Consider the following 25,263-nt stretch of genomic DNA (forward strand, 5'->3'; position numbering starts at 1 on the left):
TAGCCACCATGGAAAGGCCGTTCATGCAGTCCGACATCAAGCATTCCCGTCGAGTGATCGTGATCTCTGCTGTCGGGGCGCCTGCATTGGCAGCACAGGAGGATCTGTTTTTGGCGTTGGCCCACCTGCGAGCCGCCATGCAGAGCTTCCTGGCGTGGGACAAGCCGCTCCAGCCCCACTTTGCTGATGGCGAGCTTGACAAGAACGCATATGAGCGTGGGCACGCCATGTACATTGCCAATCACATTTCCCAGTTTCGTGTGGCGGATTGAAGCCACGGTGAGGAGCACGTCATGATTCACAACCTACTCAAGCTGCTGGGGATGGTCCTGCTGTTGGCGGGCTGTACCTCTGCGAATCTGTACGCCACGGGGCGCAATGCACAGCGCGCCCAATGCATGAAGCAAGCCGATGAAGCGGCTCGGGAGCGCTGCCTGCAAGATGCGAGCATGTCTCACGATACCTATCAGAAGGAAGTGGACGCAGCACGCAAATGATGTCTGCCCGTGCTGCCATGAACCTCATACGCTGTACGTACGATCAACACGCCTCCCAGATCCTGGACGTGTTCAACGAAGCCATCGTGAACTCGGCGGCGTTGTTCGACTACGAAGCGCGCTCACCCGAGTCGATGGTGGCGTGGTTCCAGGCCAAGGAGAAAGGCCACTTCCCGGTCATCGGGGTCGAGGGTGCCGATGGGCAACTGCTGGGCTTTGCCAGCTATGGCACGTTTCGCGCCTGGCCGGCTTACAAGTATTCGGTGGAGCATTCGGTCTATGTGCACAAGGACCATCGTGGCCAGGGCATTGGCCGCACCTTGATGCAAGCGCTCATTGCGGCTGCACAGACGCAGAACTACCACCTGTTGATCGCAGGCATCGAGTCGACCAATGCCGGCAGCATTGCATTGCACGAGGCCATGGGTTTCGTCCACGCCGGCACCATCAGCCAGGCGGGGTTCAAGTTTGGTCGCTGGCTGGACTTGAGCTTCTACCAACTGGTTCTGCCCACGCCAGCTGCCCCCAACGAACGGTAAGCCTCATGTCAGCGCCTTGCTGAACAGGGCCAGCATGCGAGCCCAGGCGCGCTCTGCCTGGGCTTGGTCGTATACGCGGGTGTCGGGTGGGCACCAGCCGTGCCCTGCGGGGTAGACCTCGATCTCGGCAGGCAGCTTCGCATTGTCAAAGGCCTGGCGCAAGGTCACCTTGGCTTGAGGGTCGCGTTGATCGTCGTTCTCGGCAATGGCGATGAGGAACTGTGCCTTGAGTTGCGGGATCAGCAGGTGAGGACTGTCCGGGGTGCTTGTCACCAGACCGCCACCATGGAAGGAGGCCACCGCACCCACGCGGCCCACATTGGCCGCTGCGGTCCGGATGGCCATGGCGCCGCCCATGCAGTAGCCCATCGTGCCGATCTGTTTGCGCTTGTCGACCTCGGGCCGCTTGTCCAGCCATGCGATGAAGGCTTTGGCATCGGTGGTGTTGGTGGCGGGGGTCAGAGCCTGCATCTGTGGCAGCACGTCAGGCAGCGGTGTCGCAGCCCCACTGGGGGCTGTCGGGGCTTTCAGCTGACGGTAGAAGGGGTTGACCACCAGGCCCGCATAGCCAGACTCGGCCAGACGTCGGCCCATCTGTCGAAAGGCGGGTCGCAGCCCGAAGATGTCGGGCCAGACCAGAACGGCCGCGCAGGCACCGTGGCTGGGGGCAACGAAGTAGGCGTCGCAGACGCCATCCGGTGTCGGGATGGTCACTTCATGCTCGCTGATGCCCTTGGCTTGCGCTACCCGAGGCAAGATGGCCATCAGGCCCGCGGCGGTCAAGGCACCGATGTCGCGGCGGGAGTACTTCTTCACATCGTCTTCGAAATGGTCCTGATCGCACATGGAGAACGTCCTTTCGTTGGGGTGTGGCACGCGTCTGCGCAGGCACTCTACATGGCTTTGATAAACCTTGCAGGGCCTGCATCAGGCACACTTGCCCCCCTGAGAAATAGCTTCAACCGGAATGTGGTGCGCGCCATGTGGAACACGCTGGGCAACTTTGATTTTCAGGATTCCGAAGTGGCAGACATCGGGCTGCACGGTGCCGATCTGGTGATCCGGTTCTCTGCGGCCCAGGTGCATCGCCCAGCCGAAGCGGGCGGTGGTGCAGCCTATCTGCAATCAGTCGAACTGATCTGCATGGGCGCGTGGGGCGTGCAGCAAGAGGCTGCTTGCCTGGGGCGTTTGTCAAGCGGCGTACTGCGCGTCAATGGCCTGCATTGCGACCGGTTGCCCGTGCCTTGGGAGGTGCTGGACCCCGTCGAGCTGGTGCTGACCTTTGCCAACGGGGCGGCTTGCCATGCCCGCGCAGTGGGCGTGGCGCTCAAGCCGGTGGGCGAGCCACGATTCGTCGAATGGTTGACATGTTAGGCGCGCCCGCCGCCTGCCCCAATGATGAGGTTGAACACCTCACGTGCCAGGGCGAGTTCCTGGCGGTTGCAGCCGCGCAATTCGCTGATGGGCTTGAAGACCGCGCCGTGCGGGGCCAATGCGCTCTTGGGCGCCTCGAAGCAGGTAAAGCGCAGCAGGTGGATGCGGACCGGGCCTGACTCGGTGTCCGCCCAGTGGTTGAAGTCCTGATCCAGGGTCACTTCGTCGGGGTTGAGGCCCAGCCCTTCCACCAAGGCTGCCTTGACAGCTTCAGGCGCGTGCTGGGCTGCCGCTGCGGCCGGCGCCGTGGCAAGGGTGGCCGTTTCGGGCAGCGGACCAGGGTAGAGCAGGGAGCCTCCCTCCCACTTTGCAAACAGCAAAGCGGCGCTGTAGCTGTCGAAGTGGGTCAGCAGGACCCGGTTGGCGGTCAGCACGTCATCAGTGGCCACGGTTCGCTCCTCGCACAAGAGGCTTCCACGGTAGCGTGATTGGTCGCTGCAGACCAGCCGCCCGGCTGATGTCCTACCTGCTCAGTCTGACAGTCTCTTCAGGCGGGGGCGCTGGTCGGGGTGACGGCCAGATAGCTCTTGCGAATGCTGTCCGAGCGGATGTCCCAGATCACCGTGGTGCCGGTGGCGATGATCCATGAATCGCCGGGGCCGTAGATCACTGTCTGGCCAGTGCCTTCGTCGGTGAGGGCGAGCTGGCCATCGAGCAGGGTAGCGTGCTCGTCAAACGGGTAGGTGACGCGGTAGCGGCCGTGGGTGGCGGCATAGAGGCCGCCGGAAACGGGCGAACTGAGCGTGCCGAACAGGATCTTGCCGGAGACCAGCGGGGTGCCCTCCACGGTGTGGGCGCCGATGTCTTCCGGCGTGCCCCAGTCGTCGAGTTGCACGCGGTCCATGTCAAGCTTGAAGGGAATCATGTCGTCTTGTCTTTCTGATGATGCGGGTGTGTGATCAGGCTGCTGACCAGGGGGCCAGTTGGGCCACTTCGCGCAGGAAGGGCACCACGTCGCCGGTGTCTTCCGGGCCATCCAGGCCGCGGGCATATTTGTGGCCGGCATACACGGCAGCGGCAATGGGCGCCGGCGCGTTGGCATCGCCGATGAGCGTGACGCTCTTGATGCCCGCTTCGGCCCAGTCGGCCTTGCGGGCCAGCAGGTCCAGGTACAGGGCTTCGTCGGGGAGTTTGGCCGTGACCAGTACCGTGGCAGCGGCGGCCAGGGTCACCACGCGGCCAGTGAAGACACAAGTCAGCTCGACGCCCTCTGCGGTGATGCCTGCGAGCCCATGGTGCGGTCGAATGGTCACGCCCAGCTCGATCAGCCGCTTCTGGATGCGGGCCTGCTCCAGCGTCGCATGGGTCCAGTTCGACACATCGGCTGCAGGGGTGACCAGCGTCACCTGGTAGCCCTCCTTGGCGAGCAGTTCGGCGAGCACGCCACCCATGTAGTAGTGGTCGTCGTCGTAGAGCACCACGTCGCGGCCCTTGGGGCGCAGACCGTTCATCAGGTCGTCGGGGGTGAGCACCTCGGCCTGCTCGGCCACGGGAACGGGCAGGGTATTGAAGCGAGCCACCCCGTCGCGCCGCCACTGGGCACCGGTGGCCACCGCCACGTGCTCAAAGCCGAAGGAGAGGATGTCGTCGGCCGTCAAGGGGCTGTCCAAGCAGATCTGCACATTGGCCATCTGCTTGAGGCGCAAGACGCGGTAGTCGCGCACCCGGTTCCAGGCCGACAGCCCGGGCAGGCGAGACTCCTTGCTGACGCGGCCACCCAGCTCTTTGCTGCCTTCGGCCAGCATGACCTCATAGCCGCGCTGGCCCAGGGCCGATGCGGCTTCCAGGCCGGCCGGACCGCCGCCAATCACCAGCACCTTGTCATCCGATTGCTTCGGGGCGATCTTTTCAGGGTGCCAGCCGCGACGCCACTCTTCACCCATGGTCGGGTTCTGGGTGCAGCGGATGGGGGACATGGTGAAGTCGCCCGACACACAGATGTTGCAGCCGATGCATTCACGGATGTCTTCGATACGGCCTTCTTCCACCTTGCGCGGCAGGAAGGGGTCGGCGATGGACGGGCGGGCGGCACCGATCATGTCGAGCACACCCTGGCGCACCAGCCGCACCATCAGGTCGGGCGAGGTGAAGCGGCCTACGCCCACCACGGGCTTGGAGGTCAGCTTCTTGATGCCGACCACGAAGGGCTCCTGATAGCCCTCCTGTTCGAAGCGCGAGGTGGTGGAGTCGTTTTCCCAGCCGGCCAGGGTCACGTCCCACAGGTCGGGCAGGTCGCCAATGAGGCCGATGAGGTCATGGGCCTCGTCGCGGTGCAGGCCGACCGGCCCCATCAGTTCGTCCAGGCTCATGCGGAAGACCACGCCACATTGGTCACCGACCACGTCGCGCGTGTCTTCAATCAGTTCGCGGATGAGTCGGGTGCGGTTTTCCAGCGAGCCGCCGTACTCGTCGGTGCGCTGGTTGAATCGGCGTGACAGGAAGTGGTGCAGTGTGCCCAGGCCGTGGGCCGCATAGACATAGACGATGTCATACCCAGCGCGCTTGGCCCGCAAGGCCGCAGCCTTGTGCCAGCGGCGCAGGTTGGCAATGTCGCGCTTGTCCATGGCGCGGGCCTGATACGGGTCGTTTGTGAAGGTGGCCACGGGCAGGTGACCGGGGCCAAGCGGCACCTCGCGGGTATAGAGGTTGGAGCCGTTCATGCCGTTGTAGGCCAGCTCGATGCCTGCCAGCGCGCCGTGCGCATGGATGGCTTCGACCGTGCGCTGCAGGGCCGGCACGTCCTGGTCGTCCCAGATGCGCTGCTCGATGAAAGGTGTGATCTCTGAGGTGTGGTGGATTTCTGCCTGCTCGGTGCAGACCACACCCCAGCCACCTTCGGCCTTGATGCCACGCATGGTGGCGTGGGCGGTGGGGTCGCGGTAGCCCATGCCATTGCACTGGGGCACCTGATAGAAGCGGTTTTTGGCAGTGACCGGGCCGATGCGGACCGGTTCAAACAGGATGTCGTAGCGAGGGTCTCTCATGATTCAGCGGAACTGCATCCAGGTGGTTTTGAGTTCCGTGTACTTGTCGAAGGAGTGCAGGGACAGATCACGGCCGAAGCCGGACTGGCGACCGCCACCAAATGGCACGGTCACGTCGAGGGCGTCCACGGTGTTGACGGAAATGGTGCCGGCACGCAGCAGGCCGGCCACGCGGTGGGCGCGGTGCAGATCGTCGGTCCACAGCGAAGCGGCCAGACCGTAGATGGAATCGTTGGCCAGGCTAATGGCCTCGGCTTCGGTGTCAAAAGGCATCACCGCCAGGACGGGGCCGAAGACTTCTTCCTGCCACAGGGCCTGCTGGGTGCCGACCTGACCGAACACCGTGGGGGTGATGAAGTTGCTGCTGCCGTTGATGCTCAGCTGTTGCCCGCCGGTGATGAGCTGTGCCCCCTGGGCCTGGGCCTGTTCGATGTGGCGCATCACCCGGGCAGTCTGGCGGTCATCGACCAGGGCGCCCATGCGGGTGCTGTTTAGCAAGGGGTCGCCGGGCTGCCATTGGCGGCTCTGCGCCACCAGGCGTTCGACGAAGTCGTCGTAGATGGTGCGCTCCACCAGCAGGCGGGAGTTGGCCGAACACACTTCACCCTGGTTGAAGAAGATGCCAAAGGCGGCTTTCTGCACCGCGAGGTCCAGGTCGCCGCAATCGGCAAACACGAGGTTCGAGCTCTTGCCGCCGCACTCCAGCCAGACCTGCTTGAGGTTGGACTGGGCCGAGTAGCTCATGAAGTACTTGCCTACTTCGGTCGAACCGGTGAAGACCAGGCAGTCGACATCGGGGTGCAGACCCAGGGCCCGACCAGTGACTTCACCCAGACCGGTGAGTACATTGAATACGCCGGGCGGGATGCCGGCCTCCAGGGCCAGTTCGGCCACGCGCAAGGCCGTGGCAGGTGATTGCTCTGCGGGCTTGAGGATGACGGAGTTGCCCGCAGCCAGCGCTGGCGCGATCTTCCAGGAAGCCAGGTCGAGCGGGAAGTTCCAGGGCACGACGGCCGCGACCACGCCCAGTGCTTCACGGGTGATGGTGGCCAGCACGCCAGGTGCCTGTGGGGCCACCTGACCATAGAGCTTGTCGACGCTTTCGGCATACCAGCGGAACACATGGGCCGCGCCGGGGATGTCGATGTTCAGGGCGTCCTGAACGGGTTTGCCGACATCCATCGATTCGAGCAAGGCCAGCTCTTCGGCATGGTCCAGCATCAGCTGCGAGAGCTTGAGCAAGGCCTGCTTGCGGGTCGCCGGGGCGGTGCGTGCCCACACGCCAGACTCGAAGCTGCGCCGGGCGGCCTTCACGGCCACATCGACATCCTGCGCGTCGCATGCGGCAACCTGCCCCAGCAGGCGGCCTGTGGCCGGGTCGATCGAGTCATACGTGCTGCCTGAGATGGCGCGCGTGAAACGCCCATCCACAAAGGCTTCGGTGATGTAGTGCTGCCGCTGTGCGCGGGCATGCCAGTCGATATGTGCTTCCAAAGGGAGCTCTCCTAACGCTACCGTTGAGTCCGATCTTGCCCGAAGCAGCATGCCCCGCCAAGAACAAAGAAACTGCCTGTGCAATAGAAAAATGCTGGCTTTGATCTGGGTCGAGCACGGCCTCGGAAAGCGGGCTTTGCTTCACACTGCCACTCCATTGTTCGGATCATCAATGGGGGCGCCATGGCGGCCTACACGCTTCGTCAACTTCGCTATTTCGTGACCACGGTCGAGTGCGGCAGTGTGGCCGAAGCCTCACGTCAGTTGCAGATTGCCCAGCCCTCCATCTCGGCCGCCATCAAGGGCCTGGAAGACAGCTTCGACGTGCAGTTGTTCATCCGGCACCAGGCACATGGCATGTCGCTCACGCCCACGGGTGCCCGCTTCTTCCGGCAGGCGCAGGACCTGCTGCGCCAGGCTTATGAGTTCGAACAGAACGCGCTGGCCGATAACGATGTCATCAGTGGCAAGGTGGACGTGGGGTGCTACGAAACCTCGGCGCCGCTGCATCTGCCGCGCATCCTGGCGACCTTTGCGCAGCAGTACCCCGGTGTCACCGTGCGGGTGCACGATGGCGAGCAGCATGAGTTGCTCACGGGCCTGGGGGCGGGTCGGTTCGATCTGGCCATCCTCTTCAACCATGATCTGGACGATGTGATCGAGGTGGAGTCGCTGGGGCCTCCCATGCAGCCCCATGTGCTGCTGCCGGAGGGTCACCCTTTGAGCCATGATCTGGTCGTGTCCTTGTACGACCTGGTCAACGAGCCGATGATCCAGCTCGATGTGCAGCCCAGTCGCGATTACTTCCGCAAGGTGTTCGAGGAGCGGGGGCTGGAGCCGCACGTGGCCTACCGTTCGCCATCCATCGAGATGGTGCGCGGCTTGGTGGGCCAGGGCTTTGGCTTTTCGCTGCTGGTGACCCGCCCGTATGGCGATCGCACCTACGATGGCAAGAAGCTGGTGACCCGGCCGCTGGCTGAAGAAGTGAGCGGCTCGGAGCTGGTAATGGCATGGCACCAGCGCAACCACCTGACGCGTCCGGCGAGGTTGTTCCTGGATCACTGCAAGGCCGTGCTGGCCGAGCGTGAGGTGGCCGCCACCCGGCCGGTCGTGTCGGCCTTCATCCCGATGCGGGCCGAGGCCTGAGGCCCGGCCCGTTCGGCGCCATCAGGCGGCCTGGCGAACCTGGTTCAGGTCGGTCACTTTCGGGGGCAGGGCATGGGCGCTGTCCATTTCACCCAGCACCTGCTTGCAGTGCTCCACGAAGAGCCGTGCTGGCTTGGTCAGGGGTGAGCGCGAGAGCCACGAGGCCGTGAGCTGGGATCCACTGACCGGCTCCTTGAGTGGGCGGGTCACGAGCTTGCGCCCGTCATAGGTGAAGTTTTCCTTGGGGCGCGTGACCAGTAGCGAGTAGCCAAAGCCCTGGCCCACCATGCCGCGCACCATCTCCAGCGAGGGCGAGCTGAACACCACATTGGGTGACAGGCCATGCTCTTCGAACACGCTGATGAAATAGGTGCGGCTGGGTAGCACGTCGAGGTGGATCATCGGCTCGTTGACCAGGTCGTGCAGCGAGATCACGGCTTGTTCGCACAAGGGGTGGCCTTCAGGCAGCAACACATAGGGCTGGCTCGGCTTCATGAGCGGCTCGACTTCCAGCGTGCTGTCGAGGTCATGGCGGAACAGGATGGCGAGATCGAAACGTCCGTTGGTCAAGCCGTGCACCAGTTCGTGCTGTTCGCCGTCGTGGATGCGGATGCGCACACCGGGGAAGCGCTCCTTGAAGCTGGCCAGCAGCATGGGCAGGTAAAGCGGGGCCACGGTTTCGAAGCAGCCAATGTCGATCTGGCCGTTGACCATCTCGTTGTCGGCCATGGCGTTTTGCTCGAAGGCGTGGGCCGAGTGCAGCAGCTCTTGTGCCTTTTCATAAAAGCGCTGGCCGGCCTGGGTGAGGAACATGCCCTGTGCATGCTGACGGATGAACAGCTGCACATTGAATGACTCTTCCAGCCCCTTGATGGCGGCCGAAATGGACGGCTGCGCAATGTAGAGCTGGCGCGAGGCTTCAGCCACCGTGCCGCACTTGACGGTGGTCACGAAATACTTCAACTGCCTCAGGGTGTAGTTCGCCATGTGCGGTCCTTGTTGTGGTCTGGGGCTTCAAGCAGCAAATTCCATGCACGATCTTGAGGCGAATCAGCAATCCTTCGTGAAGTGTGCCCTGCTTCGGGAAAGGACTTTCCGAGGGTGGCGCCATATTTTTCCTGTGAAGACCGCCAAGCATGGTGCAACAGGGCCCAAGTGCACGCGTATCGATCGGTGTGGCGACCAGCAGGGCCGGCCTGTGAGTCCGGGGTGCACCACCCGGCGGCAGGGTGTGCACCGCCTTGGGGCGCCACTGTCTAAGCCAGTTTTTTTCTCTTGTGGTCGCACATATTTCGTATTTTCCTGACAGGGGTCCGGCACGCAATCATCTCGTCGAACCAACCTCACCAGGAGATGTCGATGAAGCAAGCAGGACCGCTGTACACCGTGCGCGGCGCAGGAGCCCTGATCCTTTCCGTGGCGGCTGCATGGGGCAGCACAGCCAGTGCCTCTGATCTGACAGGCCATGTGGATGTGGTCTCGCGCTATTACCTGCGCGGCCAGACCAGCACCTATGGCAACACCGAGCCACTGGGCAATGCCCTGGCCGATGCCCCTGAGTCTGACCACCCTGCGCTGCAGTGGGGGGCCGACTATGTGCACGACAGCGGCTTCTATGCAGGCTATTGGGGTTCCACCATCAACTACTCCTACAAGCAGTTGGGTGACTCTTACAAGAACCGCGCGATCAGCAACTTCCAGCGTGACAAGTCCATCGAGAACGACTTCTACGGCGGCTACAACGGCACGGTTGGCGACTGGGGCTATTCGCTGGGCCTGACCTATTACTACTACATCAACGGTACCGCCTCGAATGCGCCTGAAACCAAGCTGGCTGTGACCTACGGCCCCGTCACCCTGTCTGCACAAACCTTGCTGCAGGACGTGGTGTGGGGCAACAAGGGCGACACCTACTGGACCGCCGTCTACACACGCGCCTTGCCCTACCAGCTGAGCTTCACGACCACGCTGGGTTTCTATACCTACAACAAGGAAGGCAAATACAACGGCACGGAAGACACCCTGAGCGGTGCCAGCTGCGGCGCCGGTGAGGCCTTCATCGTCAATGGTTGCTATGCCGGCAAGACCCCGGTGAGCAGCGCCTTCCGTCACCTCACCTTTGGCCTGAGCCAGCCCATTGCCGACACCGGCCTGACCTGGAGCGGCCAGTTCATCGTGGGCGGCCGCAACCGCTTTGACGTCAAGCAGAGCAACCGAGTGGCCTTCTCCCTCAGCTACGGCTTTTGAGGCCGCATCCCCTTCACTGGAGTGAATCACCATGATCAAGTCATTTGTTCGCAAAACCCTTGTCACAGCGGCGGTTGCCCTGTGTGGCGTGGCAGGCATGAGCACCTCGGCCTCTGCAGGCACGATCTCGATCGGCCACACGACCTGGGTGGGCTATGGCCCGCTGTTTGTCGCGCGTGAACTGGGCTACTTCAAGCAGGCGGGTCTGGATGTGCAGTTGACGACCATTGAAGAGTCGTCGATGTACATGGCTGCCATGGCGTCCAACAAGCTGTCGGGCACAGCGTCGACCATCGACGAGATCCTGAAGTACCGCAACAGCCAGTTCTGCTTCCGTTCGGTGCTGGCGCTGGACGAAAGCGCGGGCGGTGACGGCATCGTGGTGGCCAAGGGCATTCAGAGCGTGAAGGACCTCAAGGGCAAGGCCGTGGCCGTCAACGAGGGCTCGGTCTCCATGTTCTGGCTGTCGTATCTGCTGAAGAAGGCCGGCATGGGCATCAAGGACATCGACGTCAAGAACATGACCGCCGATGATGCTGCCTCGGCCTTCATGGCCGGGCGCGTACCGGCCGCCGTCACGTGGGAGCCCAACCTGACCATGGTCAAGCAGAAGAAGGCGGGGCAGGTGATGGTGGACAGCCGCCAGACCCCGGGGGTGATCGTGGACGTGGTGGCGCTGCGTTGTGACGTGATCGACAAGCAGCCGGCCGATGTGCGCGCACTGGTCGATGGTGTGAACAAGGCGGTGGCCTACATGAAGGCCCATCCGGCCGAGTCGGCCAAGATCATTGCCAAGGGTGTGGGCGGATATCTGTCCAAGCCGGAGGATGTGAGCGAGGCCTTGAAGGGTGTGCGCTTCTTCGACACGCAAGGCAGCATCGCCCTGCTGGGTCAGCCTGGCAAGCCGGGCCCCATCAAGGAGGTGGTGTCGCTGGCCAACGACACCTGGAGCCAACTCCAGGGCAAGCAGCTGAAGGTGACGTATGACGACCTGGTCGATACGCGCTTTCTGAAGCCCGCACATTGAGGGGGCTGGTGATGTCTCGTGGAAAGAGTCTGCTCGAACGCTGCTTGACCCCCAAGGCATCACTCCCGAACAAGGTCGTGGTGACCGCGGGAGTGGTGAGCTGGCTGGTCATGCTGGGCTGCTGGTGTCTGCTGTCTTACGGCGGGCTGGTGCCGGCGATGTTCCTGCCTACGCCCGTGGAAGTGCTCGGAGCGGGCGTGCGACTGATGGAAGACGGCACCCTGCTGGAGCACATCGTGGCCAGCGTGGAGGTGGTGCTGGTGGGGTTTGCCGTGTCGTCGGCCATTGCGATTCCGCTGGGGCTCACGATGGGGACCTTCCGCATCGTGCAGGCCCTGATGGACCCGCCGGTCAACTTCATCCGCTACCTGCCGGTGACCTCCTTCGTGCCCTTGTTCATCCTGTGGATCGGCATCGGCCTGGAGCAGCGTGTGGCGGTGATCATCTTCGGCGTGTTCTTCCAGCAGATGGTGATGGTGTCAGACGTGTCCCGAGGCGTCAGCAAGGACCTGGTCAATGCCAGTTACACCCTGGGTTGTACCCGCAAGGATGTGTTGCTGCACGTGCTGGGTCCGGCCTCCTTGCCGGGCGTGCTCGACATGCTGCGCGTGACGATCGGCTGGGCCTGGACCTATCTGGTCGTGGCTGAGTTGGTGGCGGCTTCCAGTGGCTTGGGCTACATCAGCCTCAAGGCCATGCGGGGCTTGCAGGTGGATGTGATCTTCCTGGCGATTGCGGTGATCGGCCTGCTGGGGCTGGCGACAGACCAGGTGTTTCGAATCTTGAGAATGAAGGTGTGTGCATGGGCACAGTGATGATGAATGCAACAGCGCAAGGGCGGATGCCCTCTGCCCTGTCGGGGGCGCAGGAGGCGGGTTCTGCCTCGGGCGCAGGCAGCCAGGCGCGGCTGCAGATCCGCAACGTCAGCCTGCGTTACCCCACGCCTGCCGGCACCACCTTCACCGCGCTGGAAAACGTCTCGCTGGAGGTGCCGGACCAGCAGTTCACGGTGATCGTGGGGCCTTCGGGTTGCGGCAAGTCCAGCCTGCTGTACCTCACTGCCGGGCTGAATGAACCGACCAGTGGCGAGATCTATGCGAATGGGCAACTGGTGACCGGGCCAGGCCCGGACCGTGGCATGGTGTTTCAGGGCTACACGCTGTTTCCCTGGCTGACTGTGCGACAGAACATCGAGTTTCCGCTCAAGCGCAAGGGCATGCCGGAAGCGCAGCGGCGCGAGATCGTCGAGCACTACCTCGAAGAGGTGCGCTTGCGTCCCTTCGCCGACAACTTTCCCAAGCAGTTGTCTGGTGGGATGATGCAGCGCGTGGCCATTGCGCGGGCGCTGGCCAACGACCCCCAGATCTTGCTGATGGACGAGCCCTTCGGGGCACTGGACAGCCAGACCCGTCACCAGATGCAGCGCCTGTTGCTGCGCGTGTGGGAGCACTCCAAGAAGACCGTGGTCTTCGTGACCCATGACATCGACGAAGCCATCTTGCTGGGCGACCGCGTCTATGTGATGGGTGCGCGTCCTGGCCGGGTGCGGCAGATCATCGATGTGCCGCTGTCGCGTCCACGTCCCGACGATGTGGAACTGGCCCCGGAATTCATCGCCTTGAAGCGGCAGATCGTGGACCTGCTGCACGACGACCTCAATCGCATCGACCCCTGAGGAGCAGGCTCCCATGAGCAGTACGCCTTTGTCTGAACAGACCAGCTTTGATTACATCGTGGTGGGGGCAGGCTCGGCTGGCAGCGTGCTGGCCCGCCGCCTCAGCGACGACCCGTCCGTGTCGGTCTGCCTTATCGAAGCGGGGGGCAGCGATGCGAACCCGCGCGTGCAGGTGCCGGCCGGCACGATCACGCTCTACACCAGCGATCGCTTCAGCTGGAACTACTACTCGACCCCGCAGCAGGCCATGAATGGACGTGAGCTGCACTGCCCTCGAGGCAAGGCGTTGGGCGGATCGAGCTCGATGAACAGCATGATCTACATCCGGGGTTTCGCCTCGGACTACGACCGCTGGGCCGATGCCGGTTGTGCCGGCTGGGGCTGGCGGGATGTGCTGCCGTACTTCAAGAAGTCCGAGCGCAACATGCTGGGTCAGGATGCGACCGTGCATGGCCAGCAAGGCGAGCTGCTGGTGGACCAGCCGCGCGATCCGAATCCGGTGTCGCGCTGGTTTGTCGAGGCGGGGCGCCGCATGGGGCTGCCTGTCAACACCGATTTCAACGGCGCATCGGCGTTGGGCGTCGGCGTCTACAACGTCACCCAGCAGAACGGCATGCGCCTGTCGAGCTTCCGGGCCTTTGTGAAGCCGGTGCTGAACCGGCCCAATCTGAAGCTGATCTCGTCGATCGAGGTCGAGCGCCTGGTGCTGGACGGCCACACCGTGACCGGTGTGGAGGTGCGCCAGGTGGGGGCGTCGGAGTCGACCACCTTGCACGCCCGCAAGGAGGTGGTGCTCTGTGCGGGGGCCATCGGGTCGCCACACTTGCTGCTGAAGTCTGGCATCGGGCCGCGTGCTCAACTGGAGCGGGCGCGGGTGCCGGTGGTGGTGGACCTGCCCGGCGTGGGGCAGAACCTGCAGGACCACCTTGATGGCCTGGTCACGGTGCGGTCCGCTTCGCCGCTGACGCTGGGCTTCTCGCTGGGTTCGCTCAAGAGCGTGCTGAGTTCGCCCTTCAAGTACCTCTTTGGCCGCAAGGGCTGGCTCACCACCAACTATGTGGAAGCCGGTGGCTTTGCCAGGACGCCGTTGAGCGATGGGGAGCCCGACGTGCAGTTCCACTTCGTGCCGGGCTACCGCAGCCACCGTGGGCGGCTGTTCGAGTGGGGCCATGGCTATGCCGTGCACACCTGCGTGCTGCGCCCGGAAAGCCGTGGCGAGCTTCGCCTCAATGCGCAAGGGCAACTGGAGCTCGACTACAACTTCCTGTCCGACCCCAAGGATGGCCAGACCCTGGTCGAAGGCCTGAAGCTGGCCCGTCAGCTCTTGTCCGACAAGGGCTTTGATGGCATCCGCGGCCGGGAGATGTTGCCCGGGCCGGATGTGCGCACCGACGCCGAACTGATGGCGTACATCCGCGCCTATGGCGCCACGGTGTTCCACCCGGCAGGCACCTGCAAGATGGGCATGGACGACATGGCCGTGGTCACGCCCGATCTGAAGGTGCGCGGTGTATCGGGCCTGCGTGTGGCCGATGCGTCGATCATGCCCTTCCTGATCAGTGGCAACACGAATGCCCCCTGCATCATGATCGGCGAAAAGGCGGCCGATCTGATCAAGGGCGCTTGAGCAGGAGGCCATGCGGCAGGGGTACAGTGTCAGCCCATGGCACCCCCTACCTACCCCTCCGTGGCGGACATCGACTTCGCCGAGCTGTATCGCCAACACATGGCGGCGACCGGGCGTCCCAAGCCGGCCTCGGTGTGGGATGCCCGCGCTGAGGCCTTGCCAGCCCGAGGTGGGGACACACGCTACACGCAGGCTTTCCTGGCGCAGATGGATTTCACCGGGTGTGACAGCCTGCTGGATGTCGGCTGCGGTACTGGCACGATTGCGCTGGCGGCCGCTCCTCGGCTCCGGCGCGTTGTCGGGCTGGACTACAGCGCCCGCATGCTGGACAGGTTCGAAGAGGGTGCACGTGAGCTGCCAGATGGCTGTGAAGCCCGCACCATCTTGCGTTCATGGGATGAGCCCTGGGACGACGTGCCCGAGTGCGACATCGTGGTGGCCTCTCGCTCGACGGCGGTGGTCGACATGGCCGACGCCTTGCGCCGTTTGCATGGCAAGGCGCGCAAGCGGGTCTACCTGACCAGCATGGTGGGCGGGCACTTCAATGATGTGGCCGTGCATCGCCTGCTGGGGCGCCCTGTCCCCGAAGCGGTGCCAGACTACATCTACATCGTGCACATCCTGTATGCCATGGGCATCCATCCGTGCGTGACCTACCTGGATGGTGCATCAGGTGTGGTGGTGCGCGATCTGGCGGAGGCCTGTGCGCAGGCCGAGGCGCGGGTGGGGGCGCTGAGTGACCAAGAGCGGGCGACCTTGCAGGCATGGTGGTCTGCACAACCTGCGGGTGCAGCGGTGCTCACACCCGGCACGCGCTGGGCGCTGATCTCATGGGACAAGGCCGAGGCGCGCTGAAGGCTCAGCGCAAGGTGAACACGTAGCGCTCGTCCGGGTCGTCCTTTTTGCCGCCCTCCAAATGGGGTGTGGGCTCTGGTGGTCTCGGGGCCAGCAGTGGTGCGGCTTTACGCGGGGCGGCGGGCGCCAGCATCACCTCGAATTTGTCTGCCGCGCTAGCGAGCTCCGCGTCCTGTTGATCACGAGCGAAGCGCAAGATCGCTTCGGCGTATTCGCGGTTCTTCACCATCCATTCGACGTCGATCAGCCGATTCGCCTTGCGCCGCAGCATCACGTGCAGGCGGGCGGCCAGCGCAAACTTCTCACTCTCGAGCATGGCTTACTCCTGAGTTGGTCGCCAGAGCCAGAATCTCAGTGAGCGCGGACCGGTGTGGACCAGTCCGCGGTGGGGGTGTCATTCGACGCGTTCGCCGTGCTGGGTGAGGTCCAGTCCCTTGAGCTCTTCGGCTTCGGTGACACGCAGGCCCACCAGCTTGTCGGTCAGCCACAGCAGCAAGGCCGTGATGCCGCCACTCCACACCAGGGTGGCCACGACACCAATGGCCTGGGTGACCACGGAGCCTTCGACGCCGCCAATGCGGGGATCAGCCAGGGCACCGGTCAGCAGGGCACCGATGATGCCGCCGACACCATGCACGCCAAAGACGTCGAGCGAATCATCGAAGCCCAGCAGGCGCTTGAGGCCTGTGGCGCCCCAGTAGCAGCCCAGACCGGCCGCGACGCCAATGACCATGGCTGAGCGTGGGTCCACAAAACCGGAAGCCGGGGTGATGGCCACCAGGCCTGCGACCGCGCCGCTGCACACCCCGAGCAGGGTGGGCTTGCCGCGCACGGCCCATTCCGCAATCATCCAGCTCAGCACGGCTGCACCGGTGGCGAGTTGGGTGACCAGCATGGCCATGCCGGCACGGCCGTCTGCCGCGCCAGCCGAGCCACCGTTGAAGCCCATCCAGCCGACCCACAGCAACGATGCGCCGATCATGGTGTAGCCCAGGTTGGCGGGGGTCAGGGCTTCACGCCCATAGCCGATGCGGCGGCCCAGCATGGCGGCAGCGACCAGGCCGGCGATGCCGGCGTTGACGTGCACCACGGTGCCACCGGCGAAATCCAGGATGCCGCGCGAGGCGAGCCAGCCCGAGGGCTCCCAGACCCAGTGGGCGATGGGCGCATAGACGAACAAGGACCAGCCCGCCATGAACACCAGCAAGGCCGTGAAGCGCATGCGCTCGGCAAAGGCGCCGGTGATCAGCGCGGGGGTGATGATGGCAAAGGTCAGCTGGAACATGACGTACACCGACTCGGGGATCGATGTGGCCAGGTGGTGCACGGACACGGTGCCGGCACCCTTGTTGTACTGCACGGTTTGCAGCAAGGCCGATGAGGCGTCACCCAGCCACGGTGAGCCGGGCATGAAGGCCCAGGAGTAGCCGATGAGCATCCACAGCACGGTCACGAGGGCGCAGACGGCAAACGACTGGGCCATGGTGGCCAGGATGTTCTTCTTGCGGACCATGCCCGCATAGAACAAGGCCAGGCCGGGGATGGTCATCAGCAGCACCAGGGCACTGGCCGAAATCATCCAGGCGGTGTCGCCCGCGTTGATCTGACTGACCGGCACCGACATCGGCTGGGTCGGGGCGGGTGGGGCAGCCGATGCAGCAGGCGCGGGTGCGGTTGGTGCCGCATCGCTTGAAGCTGCCGAGGCGGGCGCCTCGGGCGTGGTCAGGGCGGTGTCAGGGGTATCGCTTGCGGTGCTGGATGCAACTGGCGCGCTGATGGCGGGGGCAGGCTGGGCCTGAACCTCGTGCATCGGCATCAGACCCAGGGTCATCGCACTGCTCAGGCTGAGCGCCACCATGAGGTGACGCCACGGGCTCTTCTTGTTCATGTCGACTGCTTTCATCTGTTCAATCGTTCCCGTATCGGAGGCGTGCCCGTAAGGCACACAAAAAGGCCCGGCAGCAAGATTCAGGCCCACACGGGCTTCAGGACAAGCCGCACCGAACTAGGGAAACTCTGGGCATAAATGTGCTCACAGATGTTGTCAGATGGCGGGGTGCACATCGAGATGCACAACAATAGGCGCCCCCCGGTCCAAAGGAGCAACCATGTCCGTTCATGCCATACCCTCAGTCGAACACCTCGATGTCCTCATCGTTGGGGCCGGCATTTCCGGGATCGGCGTGGCCTGCTACCTGCAGCAGGCCCATCCGGGCAAGCGTTACGCCATCCTGGAAGCCCGAGACGCACTGGGCGGCACCTGGGACCTGTTCCGTTACCCCGGCATCCGCTCGGACTCCGACCTCCATACCTATGCCTACGAGTTCAAGCCCTGGCGCAGCGACAACGCGATTGCGGACGGGGCGAGCATCTTGCAGTACCTGAAGGAGACGGCCAGCGAACACGGTATCGACCGCCAGATCCGTTACGGGCACAAGGTGCTGAGCGCCGACTGGTCGAGTGCCGATGCCTGCTGGACGGTGGAGGTGGCCCTGAGCGACCTGGGTGTCACCAAGACCTTCACCTGCAAATGGTTCTTCGCGGCAGCGGGCTACTACCGCTATGACGAGGGTTTCATGCCCCCGTTCGAAGGGGTGGACCGTTTCAAGGGGCGCCTGATTCACCCGCAGAGTTGGCCAGAGGACCTGGACTACAGCGGCCAGCGCGTGGTCATCATTGGCAGCGGTGCCACCGCTGTCACCTTGCTGCCGGCCATGGCCGAGAAGGCAGCCCATGTGACCATGCTGCAGCGCACGCCCACCTATGTGGTGTCTCTGCCTTCAGATGACGTGGTGGCCAGGGTGTTGCGCAAGCTGCTGCCCGAGTCATGGGCGTATGCCGTCACGCGCTTCAAGAATATCCGCATCCAGCGCTTGTCGTATCACCTGTGTCAGCAGTATCCGCAGGCCATGCGGCGGCTGATCCGTTGGGGCAACCGCAAATTGCTGCCTGAAGATTTCGCGCTGGATGTGCACTTCAACCCGCCCTACAACCCATGGGACCAGCGTCTGTGCGCCGTGCCGGATGGTGATCTGTTCAAGGCCCTGTCTTCGGGCAAGGGTTCGGTGGTGACGGACCACATCGAGCACTTCACCGAAGAGGGCATCCGACTGCGTTCAGGCCAGGAGTTGAAGGCCGACATCGTGGTCTCTGCCACAGGCTTCAATCTGCAGTTGTTCGGTGGGGCCCACATCAAGCTGGATGGCGTGCCGGTGGACATGGCCAGCAAGGTGGCCTTCAAGGGCATGATGCTCTCGGGCCTGCCCAACTTCGCCTTCATGGTCGGCTATACGAATTCGTCGTGGACCTTGAAGGTGGGCCTGGTGGCCGAGCACTTCACACGTGTGCTGAGCTACATGGACCAGCATGGCTACGATGTGTGCTGTCCTCAGCTGCCGGAAGGGGGCATGGCCACGCAACCTTTGCTGAATTTCGGCGCAGGCTATGTACAGCGCATGTTGGCCCAGTTGCCGCGACAAGGTGCGCATGGTGCGCCGTGGGCAATGCAGATGCACTACCTCGACGACGTGAAGCTCTTGCGCGAAGGAACGGTTGAAGCCCCCTTCCTCCATTTCTGGAAGGCGGACGGCAGTACCCGCAAGTTCGCAGCGTGAAGTCAGTGGCCGGTTGATGGCGAATCGGCGCTGGCGAGGGTTTCCAGTTCGTTGGTGATGTTGGCCTGACGCAGGTGGGCATAGCGCCGGCGCAGTTGCTGCCCGAGTTCATCGAGGTGGTCTTGTGCGCGCTGCATCTGAGCGAGCCGCCAGTGGTTTTCCTGTTCAAGCGAGCTGCACACGGCCTTGAGCAGTTGCAGGCGAACATGCTGGCGTTCAATGGCCGAGCGCACCTGCGCAACGGGCAGCGGCACGATGGGCGGGATCAACGCTTGTACCCCGGCTTGGCGCGACGGCTTGGGCGCGGGCGGCACTGGCCACAAGGCCTGGCGGGTCAGCCCGGAGGCGCTCGCATACAGCAAGGTCACGGGTGTGTTGGCATCGAGTTCAGGGCGCAGCAGATCGGACCAGGCATCCACGACATGGTCCATCTCGTCGCTGGAGGCGCAGCCGGCGATACCGCGAGCCGATGGCACCGAAGTGCCGAGCAAATCCAGCAGGCGATGACTGGCAACCCAGGTGAGTTCGCCTGTGGTGTCTGATGCCTCTTGCAGGCTCTTGGCGAGCTGGGCATTGAAGGCGCCGCAAAAGCCACGCTCGGCGCCCATCACCAACAGGATGCGGCGGTCGCCGGGTGCGGGCAGTTGCCCCGACGTGATGGTCTCAGGCCTGTCGTCAGGGTGGGTGGGCAAGGCTTGCAGTGCCTCGGTCACCGTGGCTGCCGCATCGTCGTGCGCCTGGCGCTGTCGGGAGACCCGCTGCAGCTCGGCAAAGGCCAGGTTTTTCATCGACTGCACGATCTGGCGCAACTCATCGAGGAGTTCGGCCCGTTCACGCAGGGCGGTCTCGCCACTCACGCAGGCGCTCCCAGCCATGAGCGCACGGCGTCAACCCACTGCGTGCGCGGTGCGTCCAGCGTCGGCGCTGCATGTGTGCATTGCGTGGCGAGTGCGCTGAGGGCCTGATCAAGGCCGGTCGGCTCCAAATCGGTCAGCAAGCCCTCGTTGAGTGCCACCAGCCAGGCTTTGTTGTAGGCGGCGCTGCGCGGAGCCAGACGGCCTTGGCGGAACAGGGCCTGCAAGAGGTGGCCACGCTTCATGCGTTGTGCGGTGTCCTGATCCAGGTGGGTACCAAAGCGGGTGAAGAGCTCCAACTCCAGAAACTGCAGGTAGTCGAGGCGCAGGCGCTTGCACTCCTTGGCGATCGCCGGGTCCTGTGCCTTGCCGCCAATGCGTGACACCGAGGTGCCCACATCGATGGCGGGGAACATGTTGGAGGCGACCAGCTTGGTCGTCATGTAGACCTGACCATCGGTGATGGAAATCAGGTTGGTCGGGATGTAGCTAGCGACCTCGCCCAGTTGGGTCGGCACGATGGGGATGGCCGTCATGCTGCCTCCGCCAAGCTCGGTGCACAGTTGCGTGGAGCGCTCGAGCAGACGCGAGTGCAGGTAGAAGATGTCGCCCGGATAAGCCTCGCGGCCGGGCGTGCGGCGCAGCAGCAGCGACAACTCCCGGTAAGCCTGTGCATGCTTGCCCAGGTCGTCGTACACGATGAGGGTGTCGTGGCCGGCATGCATCCACGACTCGGCCAGCGCGCAGCCGGCAAACGGCGCAAGGTACTGCAGGCCGGGCAGGGTGCCGGCTTCCGCAACCACCACGGTGGTGTGCGCCATCGCGCCAGTGTCCTTCAGGATGCGCAAGGTCTCTGCCACCTCGGCGCGCCGCTGGCCGATCAGCACCAGCACGCAGCGCACACCCTGGTCGCGCTGGTGGATGATGGCATCGAGCGCAATGGCGCTCTTGCCGGTGCCATCGTCTCCGATCAGCAGTTCACGCTGTCCGCGTCCCATGGGCAGCAGGGTGTCGATGATGGTGTTGCCTGTATAGAGCGGGCGACTCACGGGGTCGCGCTCGATGATGGCCGGAGACGGCCCGTCCATCACCCGCTGCTCGGTCAATGTCGGGGCGGCCTGACCATCCAGTGGTCGGCCGAGCGGGTCGATGACCCGACCCAGCAAGGCATCGCCACAAGCCAGCGTCAGCGTCTTGCCACTGCGGCGCATCCGCAGTCCGGCGGTGAGGTCGCTCGACTGCTCCAGCAGGATGCAGCCGGCAAGCTGCTCGTCGAGCTGGAACACCCAGGCACGGCTGCCACCAGCCGACTCCAGCACCTCTCCCAGCGGCACCGAGGGCAGACCCTGCAGCCAGGCGATCCCATCGGCCAGACCGATGACGGTGCCCACTTCCTCGATGACCAGGCCGATCCCTTCGGTACTCATGCTGCGTTGTCCAGTGGTGCGGCGGATTGTGCGAACGCATCCATGCCGCGGTGCAGGCTGGCTTCAAGCTGATAGCCGGGCAGGTGCACGCAAATGCCTGCAATCAGCGGCGGATAGATGTTCCAGCGCATCTGCGGGGTCAGCCCCAGCAGCTTGCTCAGCTGCGCTTCGACCTGTCGCTGCTGCACCTCGGATGGCGGAAAGGCCGTGGAGATATCGAACGGAGGCGGTGGCTGTTCGGGCGTCCAGCCATTGCGCAGCACCTGCTGGGCTGCGTCGGATTGCTGCGCCAGATCGGCCAGAAAGAGGTCGATGATCGCGGCCTCCATGGCAGGTGAGGCCATGCGCTGCAGGTAGCTCCCGAGGAAGGCCGACATGCGTTGGCGCAGTGCCTGCTCGTTGTGTTCGCAAGCGCGCGCACGTTCCTGCTCCAGTCGGGCGCGGGCCTTGTTGCGCTCTTCTTGCAGTTCGACTTCCAGCGCCTGGAGTCGGGCCTGTCGCTGTGCGCTGATGTCGGCATCCAGCGCCGCCATGGCCTGGCTGCGCTGGGCGGCCAGATCGGCTTGCTGGCGCTGCAGTTCGGCGCGATCGGCTTCCAGCTTGGCCCGCTCTGCTGCAACGGCCTGCATCTGGGCCTGGTCTGCTGCTGCGCGGGTTTTCAGCGCCGACTGGACGGGACGATAAAGAAAACGCCCGAGCAGCCAGACCAGCACCAGAAAATTGATGACCTCAAGAATGAAGGTGGTGGCGTCGAGTTCCATCGTGACGACCTGCGGGCTTACTTGAGCACGTACTCAAGCAGCGGGTTGCGGAAGAGGATGATCAGCGCGACCACCAGGCAGTAGATGGCCAGCGATTCGATCATGGCCAGGCCGATGAAGAGGGTCCGGCTGATGGACTTCTCGGCTTCGGGCTGACGCGCCAGCGCGTCGAGTGCCGCGGAGATGGCTTTGCCCATGGCGACGGCTGGGAAGAACACGCCCAGTGCGATGGCAAAGCCGGCAACCACGGTCGAAACCAGGCTGAACAGGTGAAGATCGGTCATGAATGCTCCTTGTCGAGAGAGGGGTCCGGGGCCGCGCTGGTCGGCGGGGCGTCGAGGTGTGTCTGGCTGACTTCCAGCGCACTGCCGATGTAGATCAGCGCGAGCATGCCGAAGATGTAGGCCTGCACCAGCGCCTCGATGACGTGCAGGACCAGCAGCGGAATCGGCACCAGCAGGCCGGCCACCAGCAGCACCAGCAGGGCCGCCATTTCGAGGCTCATCATGTTGCCGAACAAGCGGATCGCCAGTGCCAGGGTGCGGGTTACCTCACTGATCAGATGGAAGGGCAGCAGGATGGGGCTCGGGGTCAGGTAATGCTTCAGATAAGGGCCCAGGCCCGCCGCATGGATCCCATACACATGGACGGCCACAAAGACGATGACCGCCAGAGCCGCGGTGACCGAGAGGTCACGCGTGGGAGACGACAGGCCGGGGATGAGCCCGAGCAGGTTGGCCAGCAAGATGAACAGCCACAGGGTCCCGACGAAGGGCAGGACGCGATCCACATCCTTGTCCGGCACCACCTCGGCCACGGCGTTGCGCATCATGCTGTAGGCCGCATGCACGGCGGGCGACACCATGGCCGTGCGCTGCAGGTGCCGTCCGGTCAGCCAGGCCATCACCACCAGGATGCTTGAGACCAGCAGGGACAGCAGCAAGGATTCATGCAGTGCGATGCCGTGCCAGTTCAGCCAGACATCGGAACCGAGCCCGTTCATCGGCCATGCTCCTTGAAAAACAGGTAGACGTTGTAGATGCCCAGCGCCAGGCCGAGCAGGATCAGGTTGACGGTCCAGTGCACCGAGTAGCCGGTGTTCTGCTCATCCAGCCAGCGGCCCAGGTAGGCACCTGCCACCAGCGGGATGGTCAACAGCAGCCCAGCCGTGCCGCCTGTGACCAGCAGGCCCAGGAAGCCTGCACGACGGGCCTCGCGCAGGCGGTTGACCTGCTTGGGCAAGGCTTCGCGGAGTTCGTCGTCTTCCTTGCTCATGATGGGCTCTGCGCCAGTTTCTGCATGCGCTTGTAGAGAGCCAGGTCAAGCTTGCTGACCTGATCGCGGGTACTCACCCGCAAGGATGCCTCTGCTTCAAGCATGCTGCTCAGCGCCGTGAGCAGCGCGTCGGGCTGCTCATCCAGCAGAAAGCGCCGGCTCACGATCCGAACCACGGTGGTACCCCCCTGGCGTTGGCAGTACAGCACGCCACCGGTGCTGGCGCCATAGCGCCACTGTGCCGGCTGCTCGGCCTGTCGATAGCGAAACAGGCCTGGCTCCAGCACGGTGATGAGGTCGGCGTGTTGCGGCAGGATGCCGAACTGGCCGGAGGTGTCGCCCGCCATCAGGCTGACGACGTCCTCGATGCGGTGGTTGGCCTGACCGTCCTGCAGCCACAGAGACAGCGTGGGGGTGCTCATGTCGGCATCGCTCCCCGCATGTAGCAGGCGTCTTCCGTGAGCTGGTCATAAGCCCCGTCGAGGAAGCGTTCGCAGTCAGCCAGGGTCGTGTCCAGCTCGACGGTCTCACCGTCCATGCCGGTGTGGTCGGCGACCACGAAGAAGGGCTGTGTGAGGTAGCGTTGCAGGCGGCGGGCGCGCAGCACCACGCGGCGGTCTTCGGACGACAGCTCGTCGATGCCCAGCATCGCGATGATGTCCTCGAGCTCCCTGTAACGCGCCAGATGCTCGCGCACACCGGCGGCCACGCGATGATGGCGCTCACCCACCAATTGGGCATCCATCATGCGGCTGCTCGATGCCAGCGGGTCGACTGCGGGGTAGATGCCACGTGCAGCCTGCTCGCGCGACAGCACCACGGTGGCATCCAGGTGGGCCTGGATGGCCGAGATGGAGGGGTCGCTCATGTCATCGGCCGGCACATAGACGGCCTGCACGGCGGTGATCGCCCCTTGCGAGGTGGACAGAATGCGCTCTTCCAGGCTGGCCACTTCGGTCAGCAAGGTCGGCTGGTATCCCACGCTCGATGGCATGCGGCCCAGCAGGCCGGAGATCTCGGTGCCCGCCTGGACAAAGCGAAAGAGGTTGTCCATCAGGAACAGCACCTCGCTGTGGCCCGCATCGCGCAGGGCCTCGGCGCAGGTCAGGGCGGTGAAGCCGGTGTAGTAACGCACGCCGGGCGGCTCATCCATCTGGCCAAAGACCATGACCGAGCGTTCCATCACCCCGGCGTCGCGCATTTCGTGCCAGAGCTCATGCCCTTCGCGGATGCGTTCACCCACTCCGGCAAACACCGATGCCCCCTGGTAGAGGCTGCTGACGGCGTGCATGAACTCCATCATCAGCACCGTCTTGCCGACACCAGCACCACCAAACAGACCGGTCTTGCCGCCGCGCACAAAGGGGCAGAGCAGGTCGATCACCTTCACGCCGGTGGGCAAGATGGTCTTGCCCGGCAGGGTGTCGATCAGGGCGGGCGGCTCGACGATCACGGGCCGGGGTGGGTCCTGGTCCAGTGCGGCGCCGCCATCCAGCGGGGTGCCCAGCATGTCGATCAACCGGCCCAGGCTGTGTGGCCCGACGGGGACAGACAACGGCTGATGGTGGTCGGTAATGGGCATGCCGCGCGCCAGGCCTTCGGTCGTCTGCAGCGAGATGGTGCGGACCGTGTGTTCAGACAGATGCTGGACCACCACGAGCAACACGTCTCGCTCAGGCAGGCGAACGGTCAGCACATGTCCGATCTGAGGCAGAGGCGTGCCGCGCACATCCACCACCGAGCCTCGGGCTGCAGCAATCTGGTGTGTGGTCTGGAAAGTCTGCGGCAGGGAAAACGGCGCCGTCAT

Annotated in this window: 28 protein-coding genes; 12 read left to right on the forward strand and 16 right to left on the reverse strand. The window is 64.1% G+C overall.

The window, feature by feature from the left end; genetic code table 11:
- The first annotated feature begins 23 nt into the window (after nucleotides 1–23).
- From ACE3PH_RS01460 to ACE3PH_RS01470, 3 genes are read left to right on the forward strand one after another with little or no spacing between them, the layout of a single operon-like run.
- A complete protein-coding gene (locus tag ACE3PH_RS01460) occupies nucleotides 24–272 on the forward strand; it encodes a DUF1569 domain-containing protein (RefSeq protein ID WP_374315765.1) in 249 nt (82 codons plus the stop codon).
- A 21-nt stretch (nucleotides 273–293) separates the two neighbouring features.
- On the forward strand, nucleotides 294–497 hold the full coding sequence (locus ACE3PH_RS01465; RefSeq protein WP_374315767.1) for a hypothetical protein: 204 nt from the start codon (nucleotides 294–296) through the stop codon (nucleotides 495–497).
- A 17-nt stretch (nucleotides 498–514) separates the two neighbouring features.
- The gene (locus tag ACE3PH_RS01470; RefSeq protein ID WP_374316217.1) at nucleotides 515–1,036 is read left to right on the forward strand and encodes an N-acetyltransferase family protein; all 522 of its coding nucleotides are present in this window, start codon (nucleotides 515–517) and stop codon (nucleotides 1,034–1,036) included.
- A 3-nt stretch (nucleotides 1,037–1,039) separates the two neighbouring features.
- Here ACE3PH_RS01470 and ACE3PH_RS01475 read toward each other — a convergent pair whose 3' ends face one another.
- A complete protein-coding gene (locus ACE3PH_RS01475; RefSeq protein ID WP_374315769.1) occupies nucleotides 1,040–1,882 on the reverse strand; it encodes a dienelactone hydrolase family protein in 843 nt (280 codons plus the stop codon).
- Between the two features lie 135 nt (nucleotides 1,883–2,017).
- Between ACE3PH_RS01475 and ACE3PH_RS01480 the strand changes: the two genes are divergently transcribed.
- Entirely contained in the window at nucleotides 2,018–2,410 is a 393-nt protein-coding gene (locus tag ACE3PH_RS01480; RefSeq protein ID WP_374315771.1) for a hypothetical protein, read from the forward strand.
- Here the strand turns inward: ACE3PH_RS01480 and ACE3PH_RS01485 are convergent.
- The 4 genes from ACE3PH_RS01485 to ACE3PH_RS01500 form a co-directional block, all read right to left on the reverse strand.
- Nucleotides 2,407–2,859 carry a hypothetical protein gene (locus ACE3PH_RS01485; RefSeq protein WP_374315773.1) on the reverse strand — a complete coding sequence of 151 codons (453 nt, stop codon included), beginning with the start codon at nucleotides 2,857–2,859 and terminating at the stop codon, nucleotides 2,407–2,409. The two genes, ACE3PH_RS01480 and ACE3PH_RS01485, sit on opposite strands and share 4 nt — an antisense overlap.
- A 98-nt stretch (nucleotides 2,860–2,957) precedes the next feature.
- Complete coding sequence (locus ACE3PH_RS01490) at nucleotides 2,958–3,335, reverse strand: cupin domain-containing protein (protein WP_374315776.1); 378 nt, start codon at nucleotides 3,333–3,335, stop codon at nucleotides 2,958–2,960.
- A gap of 34 nt (nucleotides 3,336–3,369) precedes the next feature.
- Nucleotides 3,370–5,454 (reverse strand): FAD-dependent oxidoreductase, encoded by a 2,085-nt coding sequence (locus tag ACE3PH_RS01495; protein ID WP_374315778.1) that lies wholly within the window; start codon nucleotides 5,452–5,454, stop codon nucleotides 3,370–3,372.
- A 3-nt stretch (nucleotides 5,455–5,457) separates the two neighbouring features.
- Nucleotides 5,458–6,948 carry an aldehyde dehydrogenase gene (locus ACE3PH_RS01500; protein WP_374315780.1) on the reverse strand — a complete coding sequence of 497 codons (1,491 nt, stop codon included), beginning with the start codon at nucleotides 6,946–6,948 and terminating at the stop codon, nucleotides 5,458–5,460.
- 183 nt (nucleotides 6,949–7,131) lie between these two features.
- On the opposite strand from ACE3PH_RS01500, the gene ACE3PH_RS01505 reads away from it, so the two are divergent.
- Nucleotides 7,132–8,094: a LysR substrate-binding domain-containing protein gene (locus tag ACE3PH_RS01505; RefSeq protein WP_374315782.1), complete on the forward strand. Its 963-nt coding sequence runs from the start codon at nucleotides 7,132–7,134 to the stop codon at nucleotides 8,092–8,094.
- Nucleotides 8,095–8,115: 21 nt separating this feature from the next.
- Here the strand turns inward: ACE3PH_RS01505 and ACE3PH_RS01510 are convergent, their stop codons facing one another.
- A complete protein-coding gene (locus tag ACE3PH_RS01510; protein WP_374315784.1) occupies nucleotides 8,116–9,081 on the reverse strand; it encodes a LysR family transcriptional regulator in 966 nt (321 codons plus the stop codon).
- Nucleotides 9,082–9,453: 372 nt separating this feature from the next.
- Here ACE3PH_RS01510 and ACE3PH_RS01515 point away from each other — a divergent pair, with 372 nt between their 5' ends.
- Genes ACE3PH_RS01515 through ACE3PH_RS01540 form a run of 6 tightly spaced genes read left to right on the forward strand, consistent with a single transcriptional unit; the run spans nucleotide 9,454 to nucleotide 15,525 of the window.
- Nucleotides 9,454–10,341 carry a TorF family putative porin gene (locus tag ACE3PH_RS01515; protein ID WP_374315786.1) on the forward strand — a complete coding sequence of 296 codons (888 nt, stop codon included), beginning with the start codon at nucleotides 9,454–9,456 and terminating at the stop codon, nucleotides 10,339–10,341.
- Between the two features lie 31 nt (nucleotides 10,342–10,372).
- Nucleotides 10,373–11,368, forward strand: a complete 996-nt coding sequence (locus tag ACE3PH_RS01520; protein WP_374315788.1) for an ABC transporter substrate-binding protein — start codon at nucleotides 10,373–10,375, stop codon at nucleotides 11,366–11,368.
- Between the two features lie 11 nt (nucleotides 11,369–11,379).
- On the forward strand, nucleotides 11,380–12,183 hold the full coding sequence (locus tag ACE3PH_RS01525; protein ID WP_374316219.1) for an ABC transporter permease: 804 nt from the start codon (nucleotides 11,380–11,382) through the stop codon (nucleotides 12,181–12,183).
- Between the two features lie 26 nt (nucleotides 12,184–12,209).
- Nucleotides 12,210–13,043, forward strand: a complete 834-nt coding sequence (locus ACE3PH_RS01530; RefSeq protein WP_374316221.1) for an ABC transporter ATP-binding protein — start codon at nucleotides 12,210–12,212, stop codon at nucleotides 13,041–13,043.
- A gap of 13 nt (nucleotides 13,044–13,056) precedes the next feature.
- Complete coding sequence (locus tag ACE3PH_RS01535; protein WP_374315790.1) at nucleotides 13,057–14,670, forward strand: GMC family oxidoreductase; 1,614 nt, start codon at nucleotides 13,057–13,059, stop codon at nucleotides 14,668–14,670.
- A gap of 36 nt (nucleotides 14,671–14,706) precedes the next feature.
- Nucleotides 14,707–15,525 carry a class I SAM-dependent methyltransferase gene (locus ACE3PH_RS01540; protein ID WP_374315792.1) on the forward strand — a complete coding sequence of 273 codons (819 nt, stop codon included), beginning with the start codon at nucleotides 14,707–14,709 and terminating at the stop codon, nucleotides 15,523–15,525.
- Between the two features lie 4 nt (nucleotides 15,526–15,529).
- Here the strand turns inward: ACE3PH_RS01540 and ACE3PH_RS01545 are convergent, their stop codons facing one another.
- Together ACE3PH_RS01545 and ACE3PH_RS01550 are read right to left on the reverse strand one after the other, a co-directional pair.
- A complete protein-coding gene (locus tag ACE3PH_RS01545) occupies nucleotides 15,530–15,841 on the reverse strand; it encodes a hypothetical protein (RefSeq protein WP_374315794.1) in 312 nt (103 codons plus the stop codon).
- 78 nt (nucleotides 15,842–15,919) lie between these two features.
- Nucleotides 15,920–17,413, reverse strand: coding sequence for an ammonium transporter (locus ACE3PH_RS01550; RefSeq protein WP_374315796.1), 1,494 nt, complete (start codon nucleotides 17,411–17,413; stop codon nucleotides 15,920–15,922).
- A 220-nt stretch (nucleotides 17,414–17,633) separates the two neighbouring features.
- Here ACE3PH_RS01550 and ACE3PH_RS01555 point away from each other — a divergent pair, with 220 nt between their 5' ends.
- A complete protein-coding gene (locus ACE3PH_RS01555; protein ID WP_374315798.1) occupies nucleotides 17,634–19,139 on the forward strand; it encodes a flavin-containing monooxygenase in 1,506 nt (501 codons plus the stop codon).
- A 2-nt stretch (nucleotides 19,140–19,141) separates the two neighbouring features.
- On the opposite strand, the gene ACE3PH_RS01560 is transcribed toward ACE3PH_RS01555, so the two are convergent.
- The 8 genes from ACE3PH_RS01560 to atpD are packed head-to-tail and all read right to left on the reverse strand — an operon-like array spanning nucleotide 19,142 to nucleotide 25,263.
- Complete coding sequence (locus tag ACE3PH_RS01560; RefSeq protein WP_374315800.1) at nucleotides 19,142–19,996, reverse strand: F0F1 ATP synthase subunit gamma; 855 nt, start codon at nucleotides 19,994–19,996, stop codon at nucleotides 19,142–19,144.
- Nucleotides 19,993–21,420 carry a F0F1 ATP synthase subunit alpha gene (locus ACE3PH_RS01565; RefSeq protein ID WP_374315802.1) on the reverse strand — a complete coding sequence of 476 codons (1,428 nt, stop codon included), beginning with the start codon at nucleotides 21,418–21,420 and terminating at the stop codon, nucleotides 19,993–19,995. The genes ACE3PH_RS01560 and ACE3PH_RS01565 overlap by 4 nt, the downstream gene beginning before the upstream one ends.
- Nucleotides 21,417–22,181 (reverse strand): hypothetical protein, encoded by a 765-nt coding sequence (locus ACE3PH_RS01570; protein ID WP_374315804.1) that lies wholly within the window; start codon nucleotides 22,179–22,181, stop codon nucleotides 21,417–21,419. Before ACE3PH_RS01570 ends, ACE3PH_RS01565 begins: the two co-directional genes overlap by 4 nt.
- Nucleotides 22,182–22,198: 17 nt before the next feature.
- Nucleotides 22,199–22,465: an ATP synthase F0 subunit C gene (gene atpE, locus ACE3PH_RS01575; protein ID WP_374315806.1), complete on the reverse strand. Its 267-nt coding sequence runs from the start codon at nucleotides 22,463–22,465 to the stop codon at nucleotides 22,199–22,201.
- Nucleotides 22,462–23,184, reverse strand: a complete 723-nt coding sequence (locus ACE3PH_RS01580; RefSeq protein ID WP_374315808.1) for a F0F1 ATP synthase subunit A — start codon at nucleotides 23,182–23,184, stop codon at nucleotides 22,462–22,464. Before ACE3PH_RS01580 ends, atpE begins: the two co-directional genes overlap by 4 nt.
- On the reverse strand, nucleotides 23,181–23,456 hold the full coding sequence (locus tag ACE3PH_RS01585) for an AtpZ/AtpI family protein (RefSeq protein WP_374315810.1): 276 nt from the start codon (nucleotides 23,454–23,456) through the stop codon (nucleotides 23,181–23,183). Before ACE3PH_RS01585 ends, ACE3PH_RS01580 begins: the two co-directional genes overlap by 4 nt.
- Entirely contained in the window at nucleotides 23,453–23,878 is a 426-nt protein-coding gene (locus tag ACE3PH_RS01590) for a F0F1 ATP synthase subunit epsilon (protein ID WP_374315812.1), read from the reverse strand. The genes ACE3PH_RS01585 and ACE3PH_RS01590 overlap by 4 nt, the downstream gene beginning before the upstream one ends.
- A complete protein-coding gene (gene atpD, locus ACE3PH_RS01595; RefSeq protein ID WP_374315814.1) occupies nucleotides 23,875–25,263 on the reverse strand; it encodes a F0F1 ATP synthase subunit beta in 1,389 nt (462 codons plus the stop codon). The genes ACE3PH_RS01590 and atpD overlap by 4 nt, the downstream gene beginning before the upstream one ends.

The organism is Aquabacterium sp. (assembly GCF_041909175.1).
Lineage (GTDB): Bacteria > Pseudomonadota > Gammaproteobacteria > Burkholderiales > Burkholderiaceae_C > Aquabacterium.